At 66.3% G+C, this 20,778-nt stretch carries 16 protein-coding genes, 4 pseudogenes and 1 other annotated feature; of the genes and pseudogenes, 9 read left to right on the forward strand and 11 right to left on the reverse strand.

Translation table 11 applies throughout. The annotated features are described in order from the left end of the window. Nucleotides 1–117 precede the first annotated feature (117 nt). Nucleotides 118–471: pseudogene (locus AC1DXK_RS20530) on the reverse strand (transposase); the annotation flags it as partial. 113 nt (nucleotides 472–584) lie between these two features. Between AC1DXK_RS20530 and AC1DXK_RS20535 the strand changes: the two are divergent. The 7 genes from AC1DXK_RS20535 to AC1DXK_RS20565 all read left to right on the forward strand — a co-directional run bounded on the left by AC1DXK_RS20535 (nucleotide 585) and on the right by AC1DXK_RS20565 (nucleotide 8,728). Next, nucleotides 585–890, forward strand: coding sequence for an ArsR/SmtB family transcription factor (locus AC1DXK_RS20535; RefSeq protein WP_477298849.1), 306 nt, complete (start codon nucleotides 585–587; stop codon nucleotides 888–890). A gap of 901 nt (nucleotides 891–1,791) precedes the next feature. Next, nucleotides 1,792–2,478, forward strand: coding sequence for a hypothetical protein (locus tag AC1DXK_RS20540; RefSeq protein WP_477298851.1), 687 nt, complete (start codon nucleotides 1,792–1,794; stop codon nucleotides 2,476–2,478). A gap of 1,528 nt (nucleotides 2,479–4,006) precedes the next feature. Then, on the forward strand, nucleotides 4,007–4,597 hold the full coding sequence (locus tag AC1DXK_RS20545) for a hypothetical protein (RefSeq protein WP_477298853.1): 591 nt from the start codon (nucleotides 4,007–4,009) through the stop codon (nucleotides 4,595–4,597). A gap of 181 nt (nucleotides 4,598–4,778) precedes the next feature. Continuing rightward, complete coding sequence (locus AC1DXK_RS20550) at nucleotides 4,779–5,144, forward strand: hypothetical protein (protein ID WP_477298855.1); 366 nt, start codon at nucleotides 4,779–4,781, stop codon at nucleotides 5,142–5,144. Next, nucleotides 5,141–7,246, forward strand: a complete 2,106-nt coding sequence (locus AC1DXK_RS20555) for a tyrosine-type recombinase/integrase (protein ID WP_477298857.1) — start codon at nucleotides 5,141–5,143, stop codon at nucleotides 7,244–7,246. Before AC1DXK_RS20550 ends, AC1DXK_RS20555 begins: the two co-directional genes overlap by 4 nt. A 127-nt stretch (nucleotides 7,247–7,373) precedes the next feature. Then, a complete protein-coding gene (locus AC1DXK_RS20560) occupies nucleotides 7,374–7,928 on the forward strand; it encodes a metallophosphoesterase family protein (protein ID WP_477298859.1) in 555 nt (184 codons plus the stop codon). Beyond that, a complete protein-coding gene (locus AC1DXK_RS20565; RefSeq protein WP_477298861.1) occupies nucleotides 7,925–8,728 on the forward strand; it encodes a metallophosphoesterase in 804 nt (267 codons plus the stop codon). Before AC1DXK_RS20560 ends, AC1DXK_RS20565 begins: the two co-directional genes overlap by 4 nt. Nucleotides 8,729–9,701: 973 nt before the next feature. On the opposite strand, the gene AC1DXK_RS20570 is transcribed toward AC1DXK_RS20565, so the two are convergent. Beyond that, on the reverse strand, nucleotides 9,702–9,929 hold the full coding sequence (locus tag AC1DXK_RS20570) for a hypothetical protein (RefSeq protein ID WP_477298863.1): 228 nt from the start codon (nucleotides 9,927–9,929) through the stop codon (nucleotides 9,702–9,704). A 429-nt stretch (nucleotides 9,930–10,358) separates the two neighbouring features. On the opposite strand from AC1DXK_RS20570, the gene AC1DXK_RS20575 reads away from it, so the two are divergent. Then, a complete protein-coding gene (locus tag AC1DXK_RS20575) occupies nucleotides 10,359–11,459 on the forward strand; it encodes a DNA-binding protein (RefSeq protein WP_477298865.1) in 1,101 nt (366 codons plus the stop codon). Between the two features lie 556 nt (nucleotides 11,460–12,015). Here the strand turns inward: AC1DXK_RS20575 and AC1DXK_RS20580 are convergent. From AC1DXK_RS20580 to AC1DXK_RS20615, 8 genes and pseudogenes are all read right to left on the reverse strand, one after another. Continuing rightward, a complete protein-coding gene (locus AC1DXK_RS20580; protein WP_477298867.1) occupies nucleotides 12,016–12,189 on the reverse strand; it encodes a hypothetical protein in 174 nt (57 codons plus the stop codon). Nucleotides 12,190–12,762: 573 nt separating this feature from the next. Then, a complete protein-coding gene (locus tag AC1DXK_RS20585; protein WP_477298869.1) occupies nucleotides 12,763–14,097 on the reverse strand; it encodes an IS1182 family transposase in 1,335 nt (444 codons plus the stop codon). Nucleotides 14,098–14,854: 757 nt separating this feature from the next. After that, nucleotides 14,855–16,459, reverse strand: a complete 1,605-nt coding sequence (locus AC1DXK_RS20590; RefSeq protein WP_457107620.1) for a recombinase family protein — start codon at nucleotides 16,457–16,459, stop codon at nucleotides 14,855–14,857. Next, nucleotides 16,456–17,022 carry a DUF2924 domain-containing protein gene (locus AC1DXK_RS20595; RefSeq protein ID WP_477298871.1) on the reverse strand — a complete coding sequence of 189 codons (567 nt, stop codon included), beginning with the start codon at nucleotides 17,020–17,022 and terminating at the stop codon, nucleotides 16,456–16,458. Before AC1DXK_RS20595 ends, AC1DXK_RS20590 begins: the two co-directional genes overlap by 4 nt. A gap of 27 nt (nucleotides 17,023–17,049) precedes the next feature. Then, entirely contained in the window at nucleotides 17,050–17,598 is a 549-nt protein-coding gene (locus tag AC1DXK_RS20600; RefSeq protein ID WP_457107618.1) for a DUF3489 domain-containing protein, read from the reverse strand. Nucleotides 17,599–17,710: 112 nt separating this feature from the next. Then, the gene (locus tag AC1DXK_RS20605; RefSeq protein ID WP_457107617.1) at nucleotides 17,711–17,953 is read right to left on the reverse strand and encodes a hypothetical protein; all 243 of its coding nucleotides are present in this window, start codon (nucleotides 17,951–17,953) and stop codon (nucleotides 17,711–17,713) included. A 530-nt stretch (nucleotides 17,954–18,483) separates the two neighbouring features. Continuing rightward, nucleotides 18,484–18,849: pseudogene (locus AC1DXK_RS20610) on the reverse strand (transposase family protein); the annotation flags it as partial. 51 nt (nucleotides 18,850–18,900) lie between these two features. Continuing rightward, nucleotides 18,901–19,514 (reverse strand): annotated as a pseudogene (locus tag AC1DXK_RS20615) (IS3 family transposase); the annotation flags it as partial. Next, nucleotides 19,117–19,233: a sequence feature (AL1L pseudoknot), on the reverse strand. (Overlaps the previous pseudogene by 117 nt.) A 48-nt stretch (nucleotides 19,515–19,562) precedes the next feature. Between AC1DXK_RS20615 and AC1DXK_RS20620 the strand changes: the two are divergent. Beyond that, a pseudogene (locus AC1DXK_RS20620) lies at nucleotides 19,563–19,937 on the forward strand (transposase); the annotation flags it as partial. A gap of 53 nt (nucleotides 19,938–19,990) precedes the next feature. Here AC1DXK_RS20620 and AC1DXK_RS20625 read toward each other — a convergent pair. Next, nucleotides 19,991–20,290 (reverse strand): hypothetical protein, encoded by a 300-nt coding sequence (locus tag AC1DXK_RS20625; RefSeq protein WP_457107616.1) that lies wholly within the window; start codon nucleotides 20,288–20,290, stop codon nucleotides 19,991–19,993. Nucleotides 20,291–20,778 lie beyond the last annotated feature (488 nt).

The raw sequence follows: 20,778 nt of genomic DNA on the forward strand, positions 1-20,778 counted from the left end.
GCAGCCGTGAGGATGGCTGCATCAACAGGCCGGACACACGGAAGCACCTGAACCTGCGCGCACAGATCTCTCAAACACCCCCTTGAATCCGATGGGGCGTCCACACACGACATTCGATCAGGTTGCGTCGTATCCTGCAGCGGCGAGGTCGTCTCGACATTCAGCTGGTGCGAGGCGGGTTAGGCTGCGCCGTGAGGCGTCCCAAAGATCTAGGATGGTTCGCGCCGCGGCGGTGCGCAGCAGCGCCTTCAGCTTCGCGACGGCCAACTCGATCGGGTTGAAGTCAGGCGAGCAAGCTGGGCGGTGGAGTAGCCGGGCTCGCACCGCCGTGATGCGCTCGCGGATGCCGCCGACTTTGTGAGCCGGTAGATTATCGAGCACGACGGTGTCGCCCGGCTGGAGCGTAGGTGCGAGTATGTCGGCCACGTAGGTGCGGTAGGCCTGCCCGTTCATCGCACCGTCGAGCAGACTGCCGGTTCACAAGCTCCTAGGATCGAGGCGGGATGGGTCGGGCAAGCAAGGCGATGTCAAACGCGCTTGAACCGGCTTGACATCGCATGTGCCTGCGTACGAACCCGTATCGTATGGACTTGGACCACGCCGCAAGCCTCCTCGAAGCGTTGGGAAGCCCAGTACGCTTGCGCATCCTTACGGAGCTCAGGCAAGCCGGCGATGCCGGGCTGTCGGTCGGCGCTCTCCAGGAGCGGCTTGGCATCGACGCGAAATCGACATTGTCGAACCACTTGCGGCAGCTCGTGCACGCCGGACTCGTGACGCAGGAGAGGCGGTCCACGACCTTGCTCTGCCGTGCACCGGCCGGTCCAATGGCTCAGCTCCTCGACTTCCTCATGCGTGCCGCCCTCTGTTCAGCTGGCAGCTTTCCCCCGTAGGCGTGCACAATCGTGGTGGGCTTGGAGTGGCACGGTGAGCGGGATCCCGCTCGCGGCGGTTCCCGTCCCGTTGGGTCGGCGAACATCATACCAGGGTCGACCTCGTCGCGGGCGGCACCGGTAAGCTGGCGGCACACCGAATCATTGGTCGGCGGCCGACGATGCATGCCGGCGGCACGGCGACGCCAAGAGTTGATGTGAGACGGTGCCGGCGGTCCCGGTTTGCGTTCCATGGCACATCCGGATCGCTGCGTTGCCGCGACGCCCAACCGCTGGAGGGGCCTACCGAACCATTGATCTGGGTGAGGGTCGCGGCGAGGCTTGCGTAGCCCTCGCGGACAGGCGCTTCGCCAAGCCAAACGTTCCAAGATCCGGAGCACGGCACATGTACCGTAAGGCGAGGTCAATGACGCGGACGACGGCGCGTCGTCCCCTCGCCTGCAATCATGAGGCCGGTCACGCCTTGGTGCGATGGTTCTTCGGACACCGGACGGACAGTGCCTCTGTCATGGCGGTGGAAGAGCTACGTTCAGGTCGGCGTATCAGGAACGGCCGCGGCGTCCTCATCGMGTGCGAAGGATTAGTCGACGCCTATGATATCTGCGGTATCCGTTCGGACCGATCCGCGTTGTCGGGGAGCCGAGGGAGACTGACTGAGTGCGATAGGCTACGATCGATTGCCAGGGACATCGAACTTGTCAATTGTTGCGCCGGCTTCTGTGGCGAGGCCCTGTCTCGACAGGCTTCGCCGGCCGACGTCATGCTTGCAAGCGGCCTGTAAGACACCCCGACGATATCGGTGGACGGAACGGCGTCGCATTAACCTTGGACCATCTTCGCCCTGGCGCATTGTGTCCGATCGCCGACATCGTCAAGGTCCCCCAACGAAGCGGCGCCCCCTGTGAGACCCATCCCGAGAGGCGACAACGACAATCTCGCGCCGGAGCGAGGCGACCGATCGGCGGCCCTGGACCTAGTCCGCCGGACCATCCAGGCGGGCGATACCCCGCTGAAAGTCGACGGCAGCATGGGAAGGGCCTTCGTCGCTCGTTGGGCATACATCTTCCGGGCGCTGGAGATCGACGGGCTGGCCGAGATCCGACGGGCGGACGATGGCCGGCCCGTGGGGGCCAACTTGACGGAACTCGGGACGTTTGTTGGCGAGTGTCTTGCCGCTGGCGACATCGTGCTGCTCCCGGGGCACGGGGGCATCAAGGTTGCGGGTACACCGAAGCAGCTCCGACAGCGCGGCCGGCATGACGGGCCGGACCCTACGATTCCCGTCGAGACGCCGGCGTTGATCTTGGCCAGAGCACCGCTTCATTATGGCGAGGATACCGTCGAAGGGTCCGCGACTTCCGTCATCGTCGATCGATTGGCCTCCTGGGCCGATCATCCGGCGGCGAGGCTGAGTCGCCGTCGCGACGCGCCGGTATTGCGCGCCTGGGAGATCTTCTCGTGCGAAGGCTTGTCCTTCGGTTTGGTCCTGCAGACCCGGGAAAGCTTCGAAGGCGTCGATTCGAGCGGCGGCTTCAGCTCGGAGTCGTCGCTTTTCGAAGCGGCCTGGCAAGTACGGGTGAATTGCTGACGCCAGGCATGCCCTACGCGCGGCGTCCGACGAATGTCTGTTCGTCGTCTGACGGCGGCGGTGAGCAACCGCGGAAAACTCGAGTCGGTCTGCGGCGTTCAGGAGCAGGGACTCGGGTCCAAAAGTTCAGGGCCGCCATACGTCGTTCGCCCGTTTCCATGACGCCGTAGGCGACCACACCGTCGATTGACGCGAGCCTGGAACGGACTCGGATGGGGCCGACGCCGCATCGCTCGATCAGCTCCGGCCCGAGGCCTCGTCCAACTCGGCAGACGGGAACCCGAGATTATTCGACGGGGCCGCCGGACGGCCCGGACTGTGTTTCCGGCCATTCCGTGGATCGGTGGCTCCCTCGTACGCGCTCCCGCCGTCCGGTGCTCTGACCGGTCGGGACATCCCTGGGGCCACATGCATCCGCCGGCAAACGCCGCGCCGAAGCTCGGGTGCGGTCCGAGCCAAGCCGCCTTTGCCGCGATCCATCCCGCTTCCGCTCCGGTACCGCACTCGGGACGGGCTGTCCGGCAGGTGATTGCCCCGTCGCCATGGCGAGCATCGCTCGGATGGTGCGACGGCCGCCCAGCGGACGGGGATGGTTTTCGTCACCGCCGTCGCCGTCATCGGGGCCGCCGAAGCTCACCGAGGCGCTGTCCGGAGGTGATGCGGACACGGCGGATCGAACCAAAGGCTCGAGAATGATGAGCTTCCTTGCGACGGCGGCCCCCATCCTCGATGTCCCGTCCCATGTGAGCCTCACACATCCGGCCGGCGGGTATGCCGCCAAGACCAAACCCAGGTGGGATGCAGGCACGATCTCGCCGCCGCTGAAGGATGGTCACAGCTCGGGCGCCGAGATCGATCCTTGTCCGATGCAGCGATACGCAGCGTCTCGGGACGACCGATCCGCGAGATCGGAGCCTCGGCGCCCACCCTCGCGAGAAAATCAGACGGTGCCAATATTTACCATGTCCTCAGACTAACGGCGACACTAAAGAAACTTCAGCAACGAAGAGAACTCCACAGAGAGCACATTCTCTCATTGACGGATTAGCTCACAATCTATATTATATAAAAATCCATCAAATCATGCTGCTGCGCGAGACCGGAACGCTTCACCGCGGCCGGCTACGCCTTTCGTCCGCGTGCCGGTCTCGATCAACGCCGATGAGCCCGAGCCGCGGCCGTGGTGATCCATGAGGGGGGGTTCGGCGGATGGGGATTTACGAAGCTTACATCAGCTCGTCTGCCTGGAGGCTGAGCGCGGCTCGGCTCGGGGAGATGCGGGCGGCCGGCCATCGCTGCCGCCTCTGCAACGCCGGAACCGACGCGGGGCTGGAGGTTCACCACAGGACCTACGAACGCTTGGGCCACGAGGTCGTCGGCGACCTCACCCTGTTATGCACGCCCTGCCACCGGGTCATCACGAGCGAACTCCGCCGCCGCCGCTACGCCCTCAGACCGATAGCCCCTCCGGTCGATGTCCGACGCCTCGTCCCGGATCGCAGCCTTCGACCCCCGTGGAGGAACGACGATGTCATTCGAGGTTCTGGACGTCTGCCTGACCGGGATCGCTCCCCTCCTGATGCGCTCGTCCCGCTTGGTGGATCCCTTGGACCCGATCGCGCGCGAGATCGCCCGGATCGCGCGCAAGCGGGCGCGGACCGAGGCAGACATCGTGCGGATCGATGAGCTGGAGTGGACCGGGGGGCTCTGGACCGCCGGCGGCCGGCCATGCGTGCCGGGCGAGGCGATCGAGGCGATGCTCACGGAGGCCGCGAAGCTCCGGCGCGCGGGGCGGGCGGTCCGGGCGGGATTCCTGGTCCCGGAGGCCCCGTTGCTCGATCACGACGGGCCCGCGGATCTAGATACCTTGCGTGCGGACCCTCACTTCCGCCTGCGGGTGCCCGTGAGCATCGGGTCCCGCAAGATCATGCGGACGCGGCCGCGCTTCCCGGCCGGCTGGCGGCTTCGGTTCGAGGCTCACTATCTTCCCGACGTCCTGGATGGCCGGGACGTCGGGGAACTGTTCGCCGTGGCCGGTCATCGGATCGGCCTCGGCGATTGGCGCCCGCGGTTCGGGCGCTTCCAGGCGCTGGTCACGGCAAGGCATTCGCCAGCCTAGGTGGGGCCAGGCTTGTCTGGGCTTGGGGGTCGAGGCGCAGGCCCGACCCAGGACGGCGCTCGGGCCTTGTCCGGGCGCCGTCCTATCGATCCCCAAACTCGGCCGACCCGATGCGATGCAAACCCAATCTCAACGGGAGCACGCCAAGATGGCTTTGCGAAATCACGGAGACGGATCACGAATGGATGCGCCCTCGCGTGGCCTAGAGGACCTTGGGGATGCCCATAGCGGGAATCCCGCGCACGAAGGGGATGGCTTTGCCGGGGAGCTCCTCTCCCCGGCCCAGGCCGCCGCGACCCTCGGGTTCGACGTCAAGACGCTTCGGCGCCATGTGGCGCTCGGCAACATCGCTTTCATCGACGTCGGCCTGGGCCGTGTCCGGCCACGCCGACGGTTCGCCCGTTGCCATGTCGCGGCGTTCATCGCGGAGCGGCGCGTCCGCTTTACACCGCCGGCCGCGGACGGCGTCGACCTGGCGGCTGTCCGTCGCGCCGTGCGCCGGAAGATGGCGGCGCTGGACCGTACCGCGGAGCAGAGACGTTCATGAGCGTACATCTTCGCGGAAAGTATTTTCACTTCGACGTCAAGGTCAACGGGAAACGGCAGCAGGGCAGCACGAAGAAGACCACCGAGGACGCCGCCCGGGAATACGAGGCCGAGTTCGTCAAGGAGCTCGAACGCGCGCTCGAGGAGGCTGCGAGGAAATCCGCCGCGATCGGCGTGGCCGCGGGCTCGGAAGTACCGACCGTCGGTGAGGTCGCGCGGCAGGTCGCCAGCGTGAAAGGGGTCCTTCGCGTACGCTCCGTCCTGTTTCGCCGTATGCTCGTGTACATCGCCTCGCAGATCGGCGAGGCGAGGCCTGTGACCGACATAACGGATGACGTCATCTACCGCTTGGTCGTGGGGGAAAATATCAAGAAACTGCTTCATGTACAGCGTGATTACACGGACTTTCGAACGATCGACGAGCACCTGCTGGCGAATGTGGATCTGGCTGATCGGGCGTCGAACCCGACCAGCATCGTCGACCTGGAGCAGATCTGCGAAGAGCTGACCGAGGATGGCCTGGACCATGAGCCGCAGCGTACGCCGCTGGCCAATGCGGCCATCAAGCATTCGATCATTGATCCGGCATTCGCGATCGTCAATCATGCCCTCAACGTCCTGGGCATCCCACTTCCTCGCAGGCCGATCCGGAAGCTGCATTCCTATCCGGCAGAGTATCGACACCAAACGCTGAGCTATGAGGACGAGATCGTCTTCAAGGCTCACTCCAACCCGGAACATTGGCCGCTGTGGATCTTCGCGATCGAGTCCATGCTGCGAAAGACAAATCTCATCGAATTGAACTGGCAGCAGGTGGATCTGGATGCCGGACGTATCAATCTTATAGTCAAGGGCAACAAGAGGTTCGTCAGGAATATTACCCCATCCATGCGAGCCATTCTCGTCGATCAAAAAAGAAAAAGATTACATGACCACTACGTCTTCGTGTGGTCTGGTTTCGCCGTAAGGGGAGATAAATCTGATCACAACAATCGGAAGTACTTGCCCGTAAGCCAAACGCGATGCACGGCTGTTTTCAACGACACCGCGAAGGCCGCAGGGCTGAAGGATCTGCGCCTCCACGATCTCAGGCGGACGGGCGCCACCCGCCTTTACAACGCGTCCAAGGACATCGACGCGGTCAAGGACGCCTTGGGACACAGCCATGTAAACACCACCTGGATCTATATCGGCGAGCGCAGCGGCGAACACGAAGGCGCCGAGTTCAAGCGCGAGTACATGGACGACATCCGGCGCTCGCACGCCGAGGCTCGGGCGGCAGGCGAGGAGCCGACGGGCATGTCGCCGGGGGAGGAGGCGTTCGTGCTCGGCCTGGCGGTGAACGCGGCCGCGGCGCCCGCCGTGGCCATATCTCGGCTGATCGATCGCAACCCCGGACTGACGCTTCGCGACGCAGGCGGCCACGTGCGGACCGGCCTCTCATCGGGAGCCGGGTCGGCCATCGCACTGGGGGTGCGCGGCCGATCGACCGCCCTCGGAACGCTTGCCGACGCGCCCGATCTGGCGCCGCGCAGCCGATCCGGTGCCGCTGGACCCGTCCCGGCAGGGAGGATCGGATGGTCGGAAGACGTCCGCGGTGATTGGGATCATCCGACCACCGTGGACGCCGAACAGGAGCCCGCGCTCGAATTGGACGATGAATTCGGCGAGTTCGCGGATCGGGCCATCTGGTATGTCCAGCATGAGCAGCCCCCTCCATATTTTCGTCCGTTCCATCTGCCGATGGTGTATGCCGTCACCGTCAATGGAGGTGTCGGGTTGTCGTGCCCGTGGGGCCGGCCTTATCCGAACGTCACGTTCCCGTTCGATGAATGCAGGGACGCGTACGAGGTCGCTCGCCGAGCTCCGATCTTGTTCGTCGAAGACATCAAGAATATCGAACAGAAGGCCGATGCGTTTCCTGCCGTATTGGATTGCGGGGACAGGGCGATCTATATCAGAGATATCCCAGAATTGATACGCGTGCTCAGGGCCTATCCTGTTCGACCGGATTGCGAACTGTTCAAGGTGACCTATCATCTGGTGGACATGCTGCATAGGACATGGGGAGCCGAGGCCGTGGAGCGTCTGCTCGACGACTGAGGCGCCCATATGCGGACGTTCGCGAATCGCCACCGGCCCACCCGACACACCGGCTGTCCCACGCCGTCCTGAAACCTGGAGCGCGCGGCACCTTGCGTCGAGCCTCCTCCGAGCGCGCAAGGTGCACATGACGCCTCGAGTCCAGTTCTCCGGCGACCATCATTTCGGCCACCAGGCCCTTCTCGGCGCCCGGCTCGGCCTCCGCCGCCCCTTCGAAACGATGGCAGCTCACGACGAGGGCCTGATCGCTCGATGGAACGCGGCCGTGCACCCCGGCGACACGGTCTGGCACCTCGGCGACTTCTGCTATCGCTGCCCCGAGGCCAAGGCGCTGGAGATCTTCGCGCGCCTCAACGGCCGCCGGCGCTTCCTCGTCCGCGGCAACCACGACCGCGTCGGGAAGCGCCTGCCCTGGGATGGGATCTTCGACGTCGCCCACGTGCAGGTCCTGCTGCCGGACGGGTCCATCCAGGGCATCTGGTGCTCGCATTACGCCCACCGCGTCTGGCCCCGGATGCACCGCGGCGACATCCATCTGTACGGACATTCCCACGGCACGCTTCCCGGCACCGCGGCGAGCACCGACGTCGGGGTCGACTGCTTCGGCTTCCGCCCCGTCGCCCTCGACGAGATTCGCGCGCGCCTCGCCGAGAACGCCGCCCGCGGCGGGAGCCGGCCATGACCGACAGGCTGTGGATCTGGTCCGACCTGCACCAGGAATGGCCCGAGAACGCCTGGGATCCGGCCGCGCACGCGCCGCCGGACGGATTCGACGTGGCCGTGGTCGCCGGCGATGTCCACATGCCCCTGACCCGCGCGCTCGACTGGCTGGCCGAACGCCTGCCCGGTGTCGCGGTCGTCTATGTCCCGGGCAACCACGATTTCTGGTGGGACCGGGGCGAGGACCGCTACACGCTGGCCGACCAGCTGTCCCGAGGCCGGGACGCCGCCGCCCGTCACGGCATCCACCTGCTCCTCGACGAGGCCGTCGTCGTCGACGGCACCCGGTTCCTGGGCGGCACGCTCTGGACCGATTTCCGCCTCGGCTCGAACACCCTGACGCATGCGATGCGCTCCGCCCAGGGACGCTTTGGCATGGTCGACTACCGCCGGATCCGGAACGGCCCGACCTCACGGCACCGCATCGAGCCGGACGAGATCCTCGCCGTGCACCGGAAGACACGTGCCTTCCTGGACGCGACGCTGGCCGAGCCGCATGCCGGGCCGACCGTCGTCGTGACCCACCATGCCCCGCATCCGGATAGCCTGCCCGACCCGCACGCCGACCTGCGCTGGTGCTACGCTTCGGACCTGCGCGACGTCATCCTCGCCGATGGGCCGGAGCTCTGGGTCCACGGCCACATCCATGCCGCCGCCGATTACCGCGTCGGCCCAACCCGGATCGTCTGCAACCCGCGCGGCCATCACGGCGAAAGGAGCAACTTCAATCCGAATAAAGTCCTGGCCGATATCGGCATCTGATATGAACGCGAATTCGATTCAACTTACTAAGGCGGCTATCGTCGATATTTTTTCAATGTTTTCAATGATCTCATTATTACTATATGATAAATTACATCGATAAAGCTACTAATCGATTGGATTGATGATCACCATCAATCGCTGGTGATCGAAATCTGACGCTTGGTAGTCGCTCGTGAGTCCCGTTGTAGGTGGATTTCTGCCGGTCAGCCTTCTGAGCGACAAAGGCATCAGAGCAGACGACGTGGTCCCGTCCGCTCACGATCGATTTTGTTGAAAAACTCGATGGCAGCGCCTCAGGCGTCGTCCAAGATGATGCCCGAGAGAAAATTGACCTCTCACGTCGCGGCAATCCTACACGCATAGCGCATTCTGGCCGCGCCGATAGTAGGATTTTCTCCAGTCAGCACCCTTCGCGGCGCTGTTTCGACCCGCTTCCGAGTTTTTCAACAAAATCGATCCACGGCGGCCTTTCGGCACCACAGCGTGTTGCAGTAGAAAAGAGACGCCAACCTTATCAGTGATCAACTGACACGCAGGCGTCGACCTCGGCCCAAGACCGAAACCGGGCTAACTCCCGCGCCGAAGGCATTGATGCCCTCGATCGCGGGCGTCGGCCTTCCCGGGCGACCTTGCGCGCGACGTGGCTCAGGCGGTGGGCGGGCGTCTTCTTCGTCATGGCGGCCTCCGGCGCGAGGCCGCCGCGCGTCCGTGAGCGCCGGTTAGCCCCCGTGGGGTTTCTCGGATCGGGTGAGGCGAGTGCCGGCCGCGGGCAGGCGGCGGCCGGCCAGGCGGCGCGATATGGGTTTCAGGCGGGTGCGGGCGGGCATGGGTCGCTCCGGCTGTTTTCGTTTTCCGGTCAGTCGGGGTCGCCGGGGTCCCACGCGTCGAAGTCGACCCGGCGGGTGGTCGCGGACACCTTGACGCCCGGCCTGGCCGGGGCCGTCCTCTCCCTCAGCCTGGCGGCCTGCCGCTAAGCCTTTTCGAGGACGGCCTTGCCGAGGGCGAGGAGGACGCAGGCCACGACCCCGGCGAACGCCTGCGGGGGGAAGGTCTCGCTGGCGAGCGTCAGCCGCAGGAGGATCTCCCCGACTTGGCGGCCAGGGTCATCGGTGTTGGGCGCGGGAGCGGTGAGAGAGGACGAGAGGAGTGCGCCGGACGCTGTTCGGGCATCGGCGTGGTCGGAGATGACGTCGGTCATGGCGGCCTCCCGGGGGCGCCGGACGCCGCATGCGTCGGTCAGGCCCCCTGCGGGCGTGTAGGGAAAGCGACGGTCGGCCGAAGGCCGGGGCTTTCCGTATGAGGCGCAGGGGGTGGGACACGTCGGTCTCGCGATGGGGCTGGGTACGCCCAGGATCGGAACGAATTGGCAACCAATGGCTGCCGGCGTGGATCTCGGCGCCGGTGCGTCCCAAGCCGCGACCTCTGCCCTTTCGGCCGGCGGTCTCGAAGGTGCGGTCGTTGGCCCGTCGGGGACGGAGCCTCACGGTGAGCGGCGTGGGTTTCTCCGGAGCCACGGCCATCCCGGCGCGGGGGGGCTCCACCGGTCTGCCGCCGCCAATCGGCCCGGGAGTGACCGCTTCTTCACGCCTCAGCCTCATGTTGGGCCGGACATCTCGGGGCGCGGGTCATGGTCGACAGGGTCGAGGTCTTCAAGGTCGCGGACCAGTTGCGGGCCCAGAAGGGCAAGGACGCGGTCCGCGTCTCGGTGCGGCGGGTGCGGGAAAAACTCTTCCGCAAGGGCTCGTTCAGCGACGTCGGGCCGGAAGTGGCCCGATGGAAGGCCACCCGGAACTACCAGCCCGTGATCGAGCTGATGGACCTGCCGGACGCCCTGCAGAAGCGCCTGGGCGACTTCGGCAAGGCGCTGCTCGACGAGGTGCAGGCGTCCGAAAGCCGGACCCGCGATTGCGAGCGGGCGAACTTCGAGGTCGAGCGCGCGGCTTACCGGGAGATGCTGGACGAGGCCGGCATGACGGTCGATATGCTGGAGGCGCGGGTCGCGGCGCTGACCGTCGAGGTGGAGCGCTTGCGCAAGGACGGCGCCGTGGAAGCCGTCGAGGCGACGCCGGAGCAGGCGACGGAGGAGCGACGGCGGAGGGTCGCCTGGGAGCAAGGCGCCGCCATCCGGGCCTCGCTGGCGAGCAAAAAGGACCAGAAGATCCCGCCCGGCGCCCAGGAAGCCTTCTGGCAGGACGTCGAGAAGGAGGTCCTGGCGCTCCTGCGGGCGAAGGGGCCGACGCTTCCCGGGGACCTGCTGACCGGGCTGCCGAAGGCCCTGCTCGTCCGGGGCTCGGACGTCGAGATGCCGCTCTCCGTGGGCTGGCTCCGCTTCAGGCTGAGGGCGATGGCCGAGGCGGGCAAGCCCCTCGCCGAAAAGGACGGGCGGTTCGCCCCGGTCGAGGAGGCATGTGGAAGCCCGGCCGTCGATGGTGCCGAGGGGGCGGAAGTCAGGGCGCCGCCGCCATCCCTCGGGGATGGCGTCATGTGGGAGATTCGGAGACTCCTCCTGGAGCGCGGGCCGATGAAGCCCGTGGAGATCCGCAAGCACTTGCCGCACCGGGTCCAGGAAGCCGCCAAGAAGCACTGGAAAGGCGGACTCGACCGGTTGGCCAAGGACATGTCCGAGCGGGCCAGGCGAGGGTATTACTTCAAGCGGATGGGCGATGGCCGCTACGCCGCGCTCGAAGCCGTCCAGCCGGAGGATCCCGGCGTCGAAGGCGCCGCATAGCGGGTAGCGCAACTCGCCACCCGTTACTGGCACGACCGCGCCGGCCGGCACGCCGCATGCGACCTGACGGCATTCCGGAGGTGTCCGTAGTCGAGGCGCCGGTAGGGTCAGGGACCGGTAGGCGGGATCGCATCCTTCAGCCTGGGGAGGATCTCGCCGAGCGTGAACGGCTGCCAGTCAAAGGACGTGTTGGCTTCGGGCGAGGTCGTCCGCGTCCTGGACCGGCATGCGCCCGCGCCTTTTCCCATCAACGCGGTCACAGCGGCCGGCCGGCGCATTGCCCTCTCGGGTGCGGTGCTTCATCGACTTCCTGGCCGGGATCTGCGCCGGGGAGCCGGAGCTACGGGTTAGTGCGGGCTAGGGCGGAGAAGCGCATGACTCAGGCCCGGCCAGGCGCGCCGAAGCCGGACGTCGGCGCGCCGTGCCATGAGGCGGCCGTCGCGCGCAGGGTGGTCCGCTCGACTCCGAGGGTACCGGATGGCGGGTAGCGCAACGTGCCATGCGTTACGATTTTGGTGGCCGGCCGGGCGCCGGGGTTCACCGGAGGCGTCCGGCACTAGCGGCGGTACGAGGAGACGAGTGCCTCGAAGTCCGACTGGTAGGTCGGGACGGTGAAGACGCGGCCGGGCTCGTACCGGCCGGCGAGGTTCTGGTCGGCGTCGCGCTTGAAGGTCGGGATCTTGAGGCTCTCCGGGACGCGGTCGGCGATGACGAGGAAGGATCCCTGCATGATGTCCGAGTGGAGCAGCGCCAGCCTGCCGCGCCGGAGGGCGGCCTCGATCTCGACGAGGTAATCCCGCTAAAGTTTGCGGTGGGCGACGACGACGAGGCCGTCGTCGAGCCATGCCGTCACGATGCCGGTCGGGCGCCTCGGGGTCCTCGTCGGCCCGGAACAGGGACGTCCGCCCGGGCCTCGCGAGGAGCCTGCGGATGACGATGGGCTTGGCGAAGTCGCGGGGATTGCGCGTCAAGGCGAACACGGTGCCCTCGAACGGTCCCTTCTCGCGGTGGTCGTAGAGGGTCCGGCCCGTCAGGGTGGCGGGGTCGATGCACGCCTCGTGCACGGTCTCCGCGACCGGGAGCACGCCGAGGCGACGGACTAGGTCGCGCATGGTGCCCTTGTGCTGGGCGCCGCCGCCGTTGCCCATGCCGACGAGTTCCAGGCCTGAGCCGACCATGATCTGCCGGTCGTCCGTTCCTGCGCGCATGGCCTTCTCCGAACCTCTAGGAGCGCGTCTGAGTAACAGGGGTTGAGGCTCGGGTGGCGCGGTGAGACCTGAGCAGAGGCTGCGGCTTGGCGGACTCAGCGGCCGGCCTGTGCCAGCTTCAGCAGGTTGTGGGCGGTGCAGATCATCGCCCATTCGCCCCGGACCTGATCGAGCCCTCTCATCAGGAACTGTCGGAAGCCTCGGGCCTGCTTGATCTGCCCGAACACGGGCTCGACCACCTGCTTCCTGAGCCGATAGCGGCTGCGGCGGCCAGCCCGCTTCAGGCGAGCTGCCATCGCGCTCATCAGGGGCATCTTGGTCACCTTCCGGCGCCCGGCGGCGTCCGCCTCGCCGTGTCGCGCCCGGCCCGGAGCAAGGTAGCCCGTGATGCCGCGCTCCTTCAGCGCGGCGAAGTTCGCCTCGTTGGCAAAGCCGGCATCGCCCGAGACCTCCCGCGGCTTGCGCCCGAGATGAGCCCGGACCCCGTCCACAAGCGGCACGAGCGCGCGGTGATCGGCCGGGTTGGTCACGAGCCGGTGCGCGACGATCACCTGATGCGCCGCGTCGACTGCGATCTGGCCGTTGTAGCCCTGTACGAAGCCGTCACGCGTGGGCTGGATCCGGCTGTCCGGGTCGGTGAAGTTGCGCTGCGCCCGGTCGGGCGGACCGCCGTCTTCACCGCGCAGTGGCCGGCCCTGCCAGCGCATGCCCGACGAGGCACCCGGCCCGCTCTCGTCCTCCGGATCGGGCGGGTCAGCCGCCTCGGCCTCCAGCGCGGCCTTGGCGGCGCGGATTGTTTCCAGCCGCCGCTGCTTGTCGGCCATCCAGTCCGGCGTCTCGTCGCCGCGCCGGTCCACGCCATGAGCCTGATCCTCGGCCGTGTCAGCCTCGCGCGCGCGCTCCAGCCAAGCGTCCACCTCAGCGGCCAAGGCCGGCTCGGCGGTCTTCATCCGTCCGTAGCTCATCGCCTTGTGGCGGGAGGCGTTGGCCTTCAGCTTGGTGCCGTCCACCGCCACGTGGGCGAACGCGACAAGACCGGCCGCCCGACACAGGCGCAGCACCTGCACGAACAGGTCCGACAAGGCCACGAGGTGGCGCTTGCGGAAGTCGGCGATGGTGCGGAAGTCGGGCCAGTTCAGGCCGGTCACCGCCATGACGTCGACCCGCTCCTCACAGGCCCGGGCGAGCTGGCGCGACGAGTACAGGCCGCGGCTGTAGCCGTAGAGCAGCAGGGCCACCATCATGCCGGGATGGTAGGGCGGGTAGCCGCGCTCCTCCGTGTAGGTGGTGAGGATGGCCGAGAGGTCGAGCGCCTCCCGTACCGTGTCCCGCACGAAGTGCGCCATGTGCCCGGGCGGCACGAACTCGTGCAGCGAGGGCGGCAGCAGCCAGCCCTGATCGACGTCCCAGGAGCGAAACACCTTGGCCATGAGCCGAGTGAATCACCTCCGGGCGCCGCCGTCGAGACGGTTACTCGGACGCGCTCCTAGGTTCGATGGTAGGCCGCGGGAATGCAACCCACACGCTATCTGCTCGCCACCTTGATCGCGGTCGTCGACCTCCGCGGCTGGACAGAGAAACGCCGTCTTCCTTCCTGCGGCGTGGTCGCCGTCTTCCCATCCTCACCGAACCGGACCGACGCGAGCTTTTCTAGGTCTATATTCTTAATGTCGCTGAAGGAAACTGAAGGAAACCGAAGGTCTCCGATCATCGGCAATTGTCCGCTCTTTCCCTCAAAATTTCCGAGCCAGACGACGAATAGGCGATCGCCCGCATTTCCTGAAACTCGTTTTTATTAGCATCAACAATGACTTGGCACCAACAACCGTCGAGATAGAGTAATCTGCCTAAAATCCTATTTCACATCAGGCAGTCTTCACAAACTGCATGTCTGGTGGTCATCGGAAATAATGTCGCCGGTTCCGCGACTTAGCCGGGCCACTCCGTCTGCGTGGCGGTCTCTGCCGCCCGAGACGGGCGTCAAGCGGCCACCTAACGGCTCTGTCTCTGCTGCAGGCAAACCCGTTTCCGCAGATGCACCCCGCCGGCCGGTGCCTGCGTGCTCACGCATGTGCAGCTTGGGGGCTGCGCGATCCGGGTGTGTGATGCCGGATGCGGCGATCGCCGTCGCAGGTTTGATCGAACCCGAATGGCATCGAGTGAGAGATGACCGGCAGCGCGTCCGGTTCAGAACCCCAGCGATTGCTCCTGCTCAGCCCAGGATGCCGGCAGCTCGGCCAAGTGCCGGATGCCGATGCCGCGCGGCAGCCGGCCGTCGACGATCGCCCTGACGATCCGCGGCGAGAGTTGCGCCAGCGGCAGCATCATCCGCACCGCGCGCTCGCTGCGGGCCTCGGTGGCAGCGATGGCGTCCGTATCCGCAACACGGGAGGAGACGAGGTCGTCGATCCAGGCACGGCTCCGGGCGATGGCCTTGAGGATGCGGACGCGATCCTCGACCTTCATCGGCCGCAGCCCGGCGCGCTCCGCTTCTGGCGGGACGATGATGTCTCGGCCTCGGCGGTTCTGTGTCGGTGCCCAGGCGATGCGGAGCGGCTCGCGATCGCCCGCGCCGATGAGATCAAGCTCCAGGGCATCGGGATAGACCGTCACCTGTCCGAGGTGACCTGCAATGAGTTCGGCATCGCTGATGGGGCCGGATGAGCCCGATGAGACTGACAGAGCGGGTGCCGCGCGCAATGCTCCGACCACGGCAGCCTCGATCGCGTGGGCCGCGATGCGGCGGATCGGGCCAGCCGGCCTGCCCTGAAGCACGGCCTGGCTGACATAGTAGCGATAGCGCCGAGCGCCCTTGGCGGTGTGGCTCGGGGTCATGGTGTTCCCGTGATCATCTCGAATGCGCCCGACCAGCAGATGCCCACAAACCCGCCGACGGGTGGCATGGCCATGGTGATTCCGGGCAAGCTGCGCCTGGACCGCGTCGAAGATCGCCGGATCGACGATCCCGGCATGCTGGCCCTCGTGGACCCGACCCTTGTGCGTGAGTCGGCCGACATAGATCGGGTTTTGCAGGATCTGGTAAAGCTGACCGCGGCTGAAGGGGCCGCCCCCGACCGTTCGGCCCTTGCCGTCGGGTCGCGTAGGGACACGGATGCAGGCCTGCGCCAGCTCGGTCTTCACGGCGCTGACGGAACCCAGCGCGAGGTAGCGGGCAAAGATCATCCGCACGATCTCCGCCTGATTCGGGACGATATGCAGCGCCCGGTCAGCCGCCCGGTAGCCGAGCGGCACGACGCCGCCCATCCACAGTCCCTTGCGCTTGGAAGCGGCGATCTTATCGCGGATGCGCTCGCCGGTGACCTCGCGCTCGAACTGGGCGAACGACAGCAGCACGTTGAGGGTGAGGCGCCCCATGCTGGTCGTAGTGTTGAACGCCTGGGTCACGGATACGAACGACACGCCGTGCGCATCGAACAGCTCGACGAGCTTGGCGAAGTCCGAGAGTGCCCGGGTCAGGCGATCGACCTTGTAGACCACGACCACGTCGATGCGCCGAGCCTGGATCTCGACGAGCAGCCGCTGCAGTGCAGGGCGATCCAGCGAGCCGCCCGAGAAGCCGCCATCATCGTATCGGGCGGCCGAGCAGCGCCAGCCCTCGTGAGCCTGGCTCTTGATATAGGCCTCGGCCGCCTCGCGCTGGTTGTCGAGGGAGTTGAACTCCTGCTCCAGCCCGTGCTCGGTCGAGACCCGGGTGTAGATCGCGCACCGCCTCAGCGTCGGCTTCGGCGCGGGCTCGCGTATTCCGCGTATCCCCTTAGCCGCGGCCTTCATCGAGCCCCTCCCCCGCTCTCTGTCGCCTGCCCCGGCGCCTTCTTTTTCCCCTGCGTGCGCAGGCCAAAGAAGCGTGGGCCGTTCCAGTTCGTCCCGGTGATTGCGCGGGCGACGCTCGAGAGGCTGTCGTAGCGGYGGCCGCCCCAGGCGAACCCCTGCTCCAGCACCGTGACCCGCTGCAGGCTGCCCTGCCACTCTCGGACCAGCAGTGTACCGGGACGGCTTGCCTGCGCGGCCGGCGGGATGGGCTCCGCCGCCCGTCCACCAGCCTGTCGGTCCGGTTCATCGGTCATACCCCGACCGAGCCGATCGAGCTGTCTCGCCGTCTCGCGGTCCAAGTCGCCGAAGGCGGCGGCCTGAATGCGATAGGCCAGCAGCCGGTACAGCAGAGGCCGGGGGAGATGGCCGGGCGCTGGACGCCCGACCATCCTGCGCCAGCGCTGCCTCAGGCCGGCCAGGTCGAGACCCGCGAGCTGGGCGAGATCGGTTTCGATCCGATCGTCGCGGCTTGTAGGCGCTACCGCGACATCGGCCGACCTCGGTGCGACTATCACGTTGGTCATCGGTGGGCTCACGGCACGCGCCGCCCGTCAGGCCGCCATGCCTTGGGTCTTGGCGATCTTGCGGCGCGCAGCATCGCCGGGGCCACGCCCGCGGGAAGTCGGCTCCTCCGGCACGATGCGGTAGGCCGTTGCGCCATCGGCGCGCGAGCTCTTGCTCAGGATGTGACCGGCCGACCGGAGGCGCGAGAGCGCCGCCCGAGTCGTGTGCGGCAGCCATCCCGTGGCGACGATCAGTTCAGAGAGAGACGCGCCTTCCGTCCGGGCGAGTAGCCCCAGCACGAACTCACGCTTGCGCATCTTGGGCGCAGCCTCGCCTCGCGCGACGGCGGCCACCCGGGGAGAAGGGGGCGCCATCCCGATCGCCGCGTACCCGGCCGGTGTGAGGGCAAATGCGGCGCCGCCGATTCCCTCGCGCGGCTCGATGAACCCGTGCTTCAGGAACCGGCCGATCGTGCGCTTCACGGCCAGCGAGGTCATCGTCTCGGGAAGGACGATGCAGCCGCGAGGCTGTCCGGCCGCGGCGGACAGGAGGGCGGCATCGTTGCGGGAGAGAGCGGTGTGGGTGACGATCGACATGGAAAGGCTCCGGGTTTGGCAGAGGTGCCACCACCCCGACCCCGCGATCGGCGTCACGCCGGCGGGGCAGAGCGAACCGGAAGAACCCGAATGTCCCAGAGCGGACGAACGGTCAGTCGTCCGGCGTCTTCCGACGCTCCTGAGCTCGAGCCATCCGGCCTATAAGGTAGACGGCGCCGTGCAGCGTCGTGGCCTCATGCAGGCGGGTATCGAGATCCATGATGATCTGCAGGGCCTGGTGCTCCGAGCCGGCTTCGGCACACGCCACCGCCGCCTTGGCGATTGCGGCTGCATCGCTCAGTTGAATGTAATCCTCATGCAGGCATGCGGTTATATTCATTTGTGCTTGGCTCATTGCCGTCGCTCGCCTTGCTCCGCCAGCACACACATGCTCGAACAAGCGGAGTAGTCGAGTAGAATCAGCACTTATTTCGTATCTATTGCCGAATATTCCAGGCCTGGTGCACACGTCATCGCCTGGACGGAGGAGCCTTACGGCGATGGTGAGCTTCGAAGGATACGGTCGCGACAGCATTGACCGCTGACAGCAAGCCAAATATGCAGCGCAACGAGGGTTCGAATCCCTCCGTCTCCGCCATTCATGCTACGTAACCAGCTGGTAAGAATGGATTTTTTGGGAATACGCCTCTGGGCACCCCAACAATTACCCCGACATAGGCGCTGGATCCCGGCGGACTTCTGTGGACGCCGACATGTCGGGCGCGCTGAAGCTTCAGGACGCTGATTCGACGCATCAGCCTCAGGAGAGGGCTCGTAAGGACCTGTCCGTCGCGAGCCGTGCTCGCTCGCCTAAGTGGTCGCGCGGATTGGCGCTCAGTTCAATGTGCGGCCATGTGACGAGCGAGCTTAGCGGCGCGCCAGGTTGGGCTTGTCGCCGTCAACATCCGGCAGGCGGCTGATGCCGTGACGCTGCAGGCAGCGATGCAGCGACGAGCGGGTCAGATGCGGCAGGCTCGGCTGCAGCACGTAGAGGCAGTCGTCGAGCGGCAACAGGGTATGCCGCCGGAAGGCGACGATCACCGCCTCGTCCTCCAGACTGAGCACGCTCGAGCGAGGCTCCTTCGACCCCATCCGCGCATCCGTGCTGGTCTGGCATCAGCGCCACTTCTGCACCGCCGTGGCGCTGATGCCGTAGCGCTTGGCAGCAGCCCTTACGCTCTCTTGACGAGCTTGGATTGCCCGACGGATCGTCTCAATCGTCGTAGCGCTGCCGTGGAGAACCTGTCCCATAGCGCGTCCCTGCATGCAGCATCAGTCGTACCACCACACAGCGGGACCGAACCTCAAGCCCAGCGTCCGCATCAGCCGGGCCACCGTGCAGCGCGCCACCACGATCCCCTCGCGGGCGAGTTGCCGCCAGACCTTGCGCACCCCGTAGACCCGGAAGTTTGCCTCGTAGACGCGCCGGATCTCGGCCGAGAGCGCCGCGTCGCGCTTGGCCCGAGCCGGAAGCCGCTCCGGATCAGTCCGGCGCGCGGCATGGGCGTGGTACGTCGACGGGGCGATCGGCAGCACCCTGCAGATCGGCTCGACCTCGTAGGTGGCGCGATGATCGTCGATGAAGGCGATCATGACCGGACCCGGCGGTCGAGCTCCGCCTGGGCAAAATACGCTGATGCCTTCCTCAGGATCTCGTTGGCCTGCCGGAGCTCGCGGTTCTCCCGCTCTAGCGCCTTGATCCGCTCGCGCTCGTCCGTGGTCGGACCGGCTCTCACACCCCGGTCGCGTTCGGCCTGGCGCACCCAATTGCGCAGCGTCTCGCCCGAGTATCCGATCTTGGCCGCAATCGCGCGGATCGCGCCGTACTGAGAGTCGTGCTCGCCCTGGTGCTCCAGCACCATCCGCACCGCACGTTCACGGACCTCAGAGGAAAACGGTGGGGTTCGCTTCGTCATGGCTGCATCCTCGCAAGAGTTGGGGCCTCCGGGAAACCCAGCGCGGTTCAGGAGGAGACCCTTCTGACCTCTGTTCCTGGCGTTGGGCCGACGATCGCACGAACCCTGATCGCGGACCTGCCCGAGCTTGGAAGCGTCAACGGAAAGCAAGTTGCCGCGTTGGTCTGTCTGGCGCCCTGGACACGGCAATCCGGTCAGTGGCGCGGCAGGAGCTTTATCGCGGGCGGCCGCGCGCCTGTCCGCACGGCGCTGTTCATGGGGGCCATGGTGGCCAGCCGTCACAACGCCGCGCTGAAAACCTTCCGTGACCGGCTCATCGCGGCCGGCAAGCCCAAGCTCGTTGCTCTGATTGCCACCGCTCGGAAGCTGATCACCATCCTCAACGCCATCCTGAGGGAAGGAACGCCATGGCAAACCGCTTGACCGGCAAGACAGTCGCTCACTTGGCTCGGTCGAAAATGCCGGTCAGGTCAGTATTAGGCCCGCACCCACATATGGGTACCCGAGCCGCACCGCAGCCACACGCGACGATACCCAATGCCGGCCATGGCATCGTCCTCAATGGCCTGAGCGCCCTTCTCATCTTCCGCACGGACCGCTTCGGCGATTTGTGCGCGCAGACTGACGAGCCTAGCTCGCTGGTCCGGCGTGAGCGGGTCGGTCTTCAGGTGCATGTCGACCACCTCGCCGGGCGCCGGAAGCCTGTCGGTTCCGCAGGCTGCCGCGGGCGTCAGGCCGAGACCGGCCAAGACTGTCGTAAGAAGGAGGGCGCGCATATCATGTCTCCTGTCTCAAGGTGAGTGTCGTGTCGCGGCCCCTGGTCAAGATTATTGAGCGAACATGCGCGGGGAAACCCTGCCGCCCCAGCGCTCGCACCAGATCTCATTAGAGCGGATGCAATTGGCCGCCTGGGCAGGGCCGTCCGGCCCGGCCGTGATCACGATCCCCACCCGAGTCATGCAATCGGACGCATTGGCATCCTCGTGTGGCATGGTCACTCAAAGACTTTCGACCGGACAGCGGGTCACGTTCGACGATTTCAATTATGACGGAAGCTTGCCCAGGCTCCGCAGCTTGAGCGCTGAAACACTCCGCCCCGTACGCAAGCCTGAATCATGTATGTAGTCGGCCCTGAGCGTTCCCTTCGCAGATTGAACGTGCCAGACCGCGGTCCTTCTCGTTGAACTGGGTCGGGGCAGAACCCCTCGCAGCTCGTGTTCAGAAAGTAGCCCGAGCGGATATTGACGTGACTCACGGGCCCATT

Source organism: Methylobacterium sp. P3_A11, from assembly GCF_056403155.1.

Bases quoted from the DNA above. Each gene is read 5' to 3' on its own strand.
- AC1DXK_RS20535 (WP_477298849.1), top strand. From the start codon at position 585: ATGGACTTGGACCACGCCGCAAGCCTCCTCGAAGCGTTGGGAAGCCCA.
- AC1DXK_RS20545 (WP_477298853.1), top strand. From the start codon at position 4,007: ATGTCATTCGAGGTTCTGGACGTCTGCCTGACCGGGATCGCTCCCCTC.
- AC1DXK_RS20550 (WP_477298855.1), top strand. From the start codon at position 4,779: ATGGATGCGCCCTCGCGTGGCCTAGAGGACCTTGGGGATGCCCATAGC.
- AC1DXK_RS20555 (WP_477298857.1), top strand. From the start codon at position 5,141: ATGAGCGTACATCTTCGCGGAAAGTATTTTCACTTCGACGTCAAGGTC.
- AC1DXK_RS20560 (WP_477298859.1), top strand. From the start codon at position 7,374: ATGACGCCTCGAGTCCAGTTCTCCGGCGACCATCATTTCGGCCACCAG.
- AC1DXK_RS20565 (WP_477298861.1), top strand. From the start codon at position 7,925: ATGACCGACAGGCTGTGGATCTGGTCCGACCTGCACCAGGAATGGCCC.
- AC1DXK_RS20570 (WP_477298863.1), bottom strand. From the start codon at position 9,929: ATGACCGACGTCATCTCCGACCACGCCGATGCCCGAACAGCGTCCGGC.
- AC1DXK_RS20575 (WP_477298865.1), top strand. From the start codon at position 10,359: ATGGTCGACAGGGTCGAGGTCTTCAAGGTCGCGGACCAGTTGCGGGCC.
- AC1DXK_RS20580 (WP_477298867.1), bottom strand. From the start codon at position 12,189: ATGCAGGGATCCTTCCTCGTCATCGCCGACCGCGTCCCGGAGAGCCTC.
- AC1DXK_RS20585 (WP_477298869.1), bottom strand. From the start codon at position 14,097: ATGGCCAAGGTGTTTCGCTCCTGGGACGTCGATCAGGGCTGGCTGCTG.
- AC1DXK_RS20590 (WP_457107620.1), bottom strand. From the start codon at position 16,459: ATGAAGGCCGCGGCTAAGGGGATACGCGGAATACGCGAGCCCGCGCCG.
- AC1DXK_RS20600 (WP_457107618.1), bottom strand. From the start codon at position 17,598: ATGTCGATCGTCACCCACACCGCTCTCTCCCGCAACGATGCCGCCCTC.
- AC1DXK_RS20605 (WP_457107617.1), bottom strand. From the start codon at position 17,953: ATGAGCCAAGCACAAATGAATATAACCGCATGCCTGCATGAGGATTAC.
- AC1DXK_RS20625 (WP_457107616.1), bottom strand. From the start codon at position 20,290: ATGCGCGCCCTCCTTCTTACGACAGTCTTGGCCGGTCTCGGCCTGACG.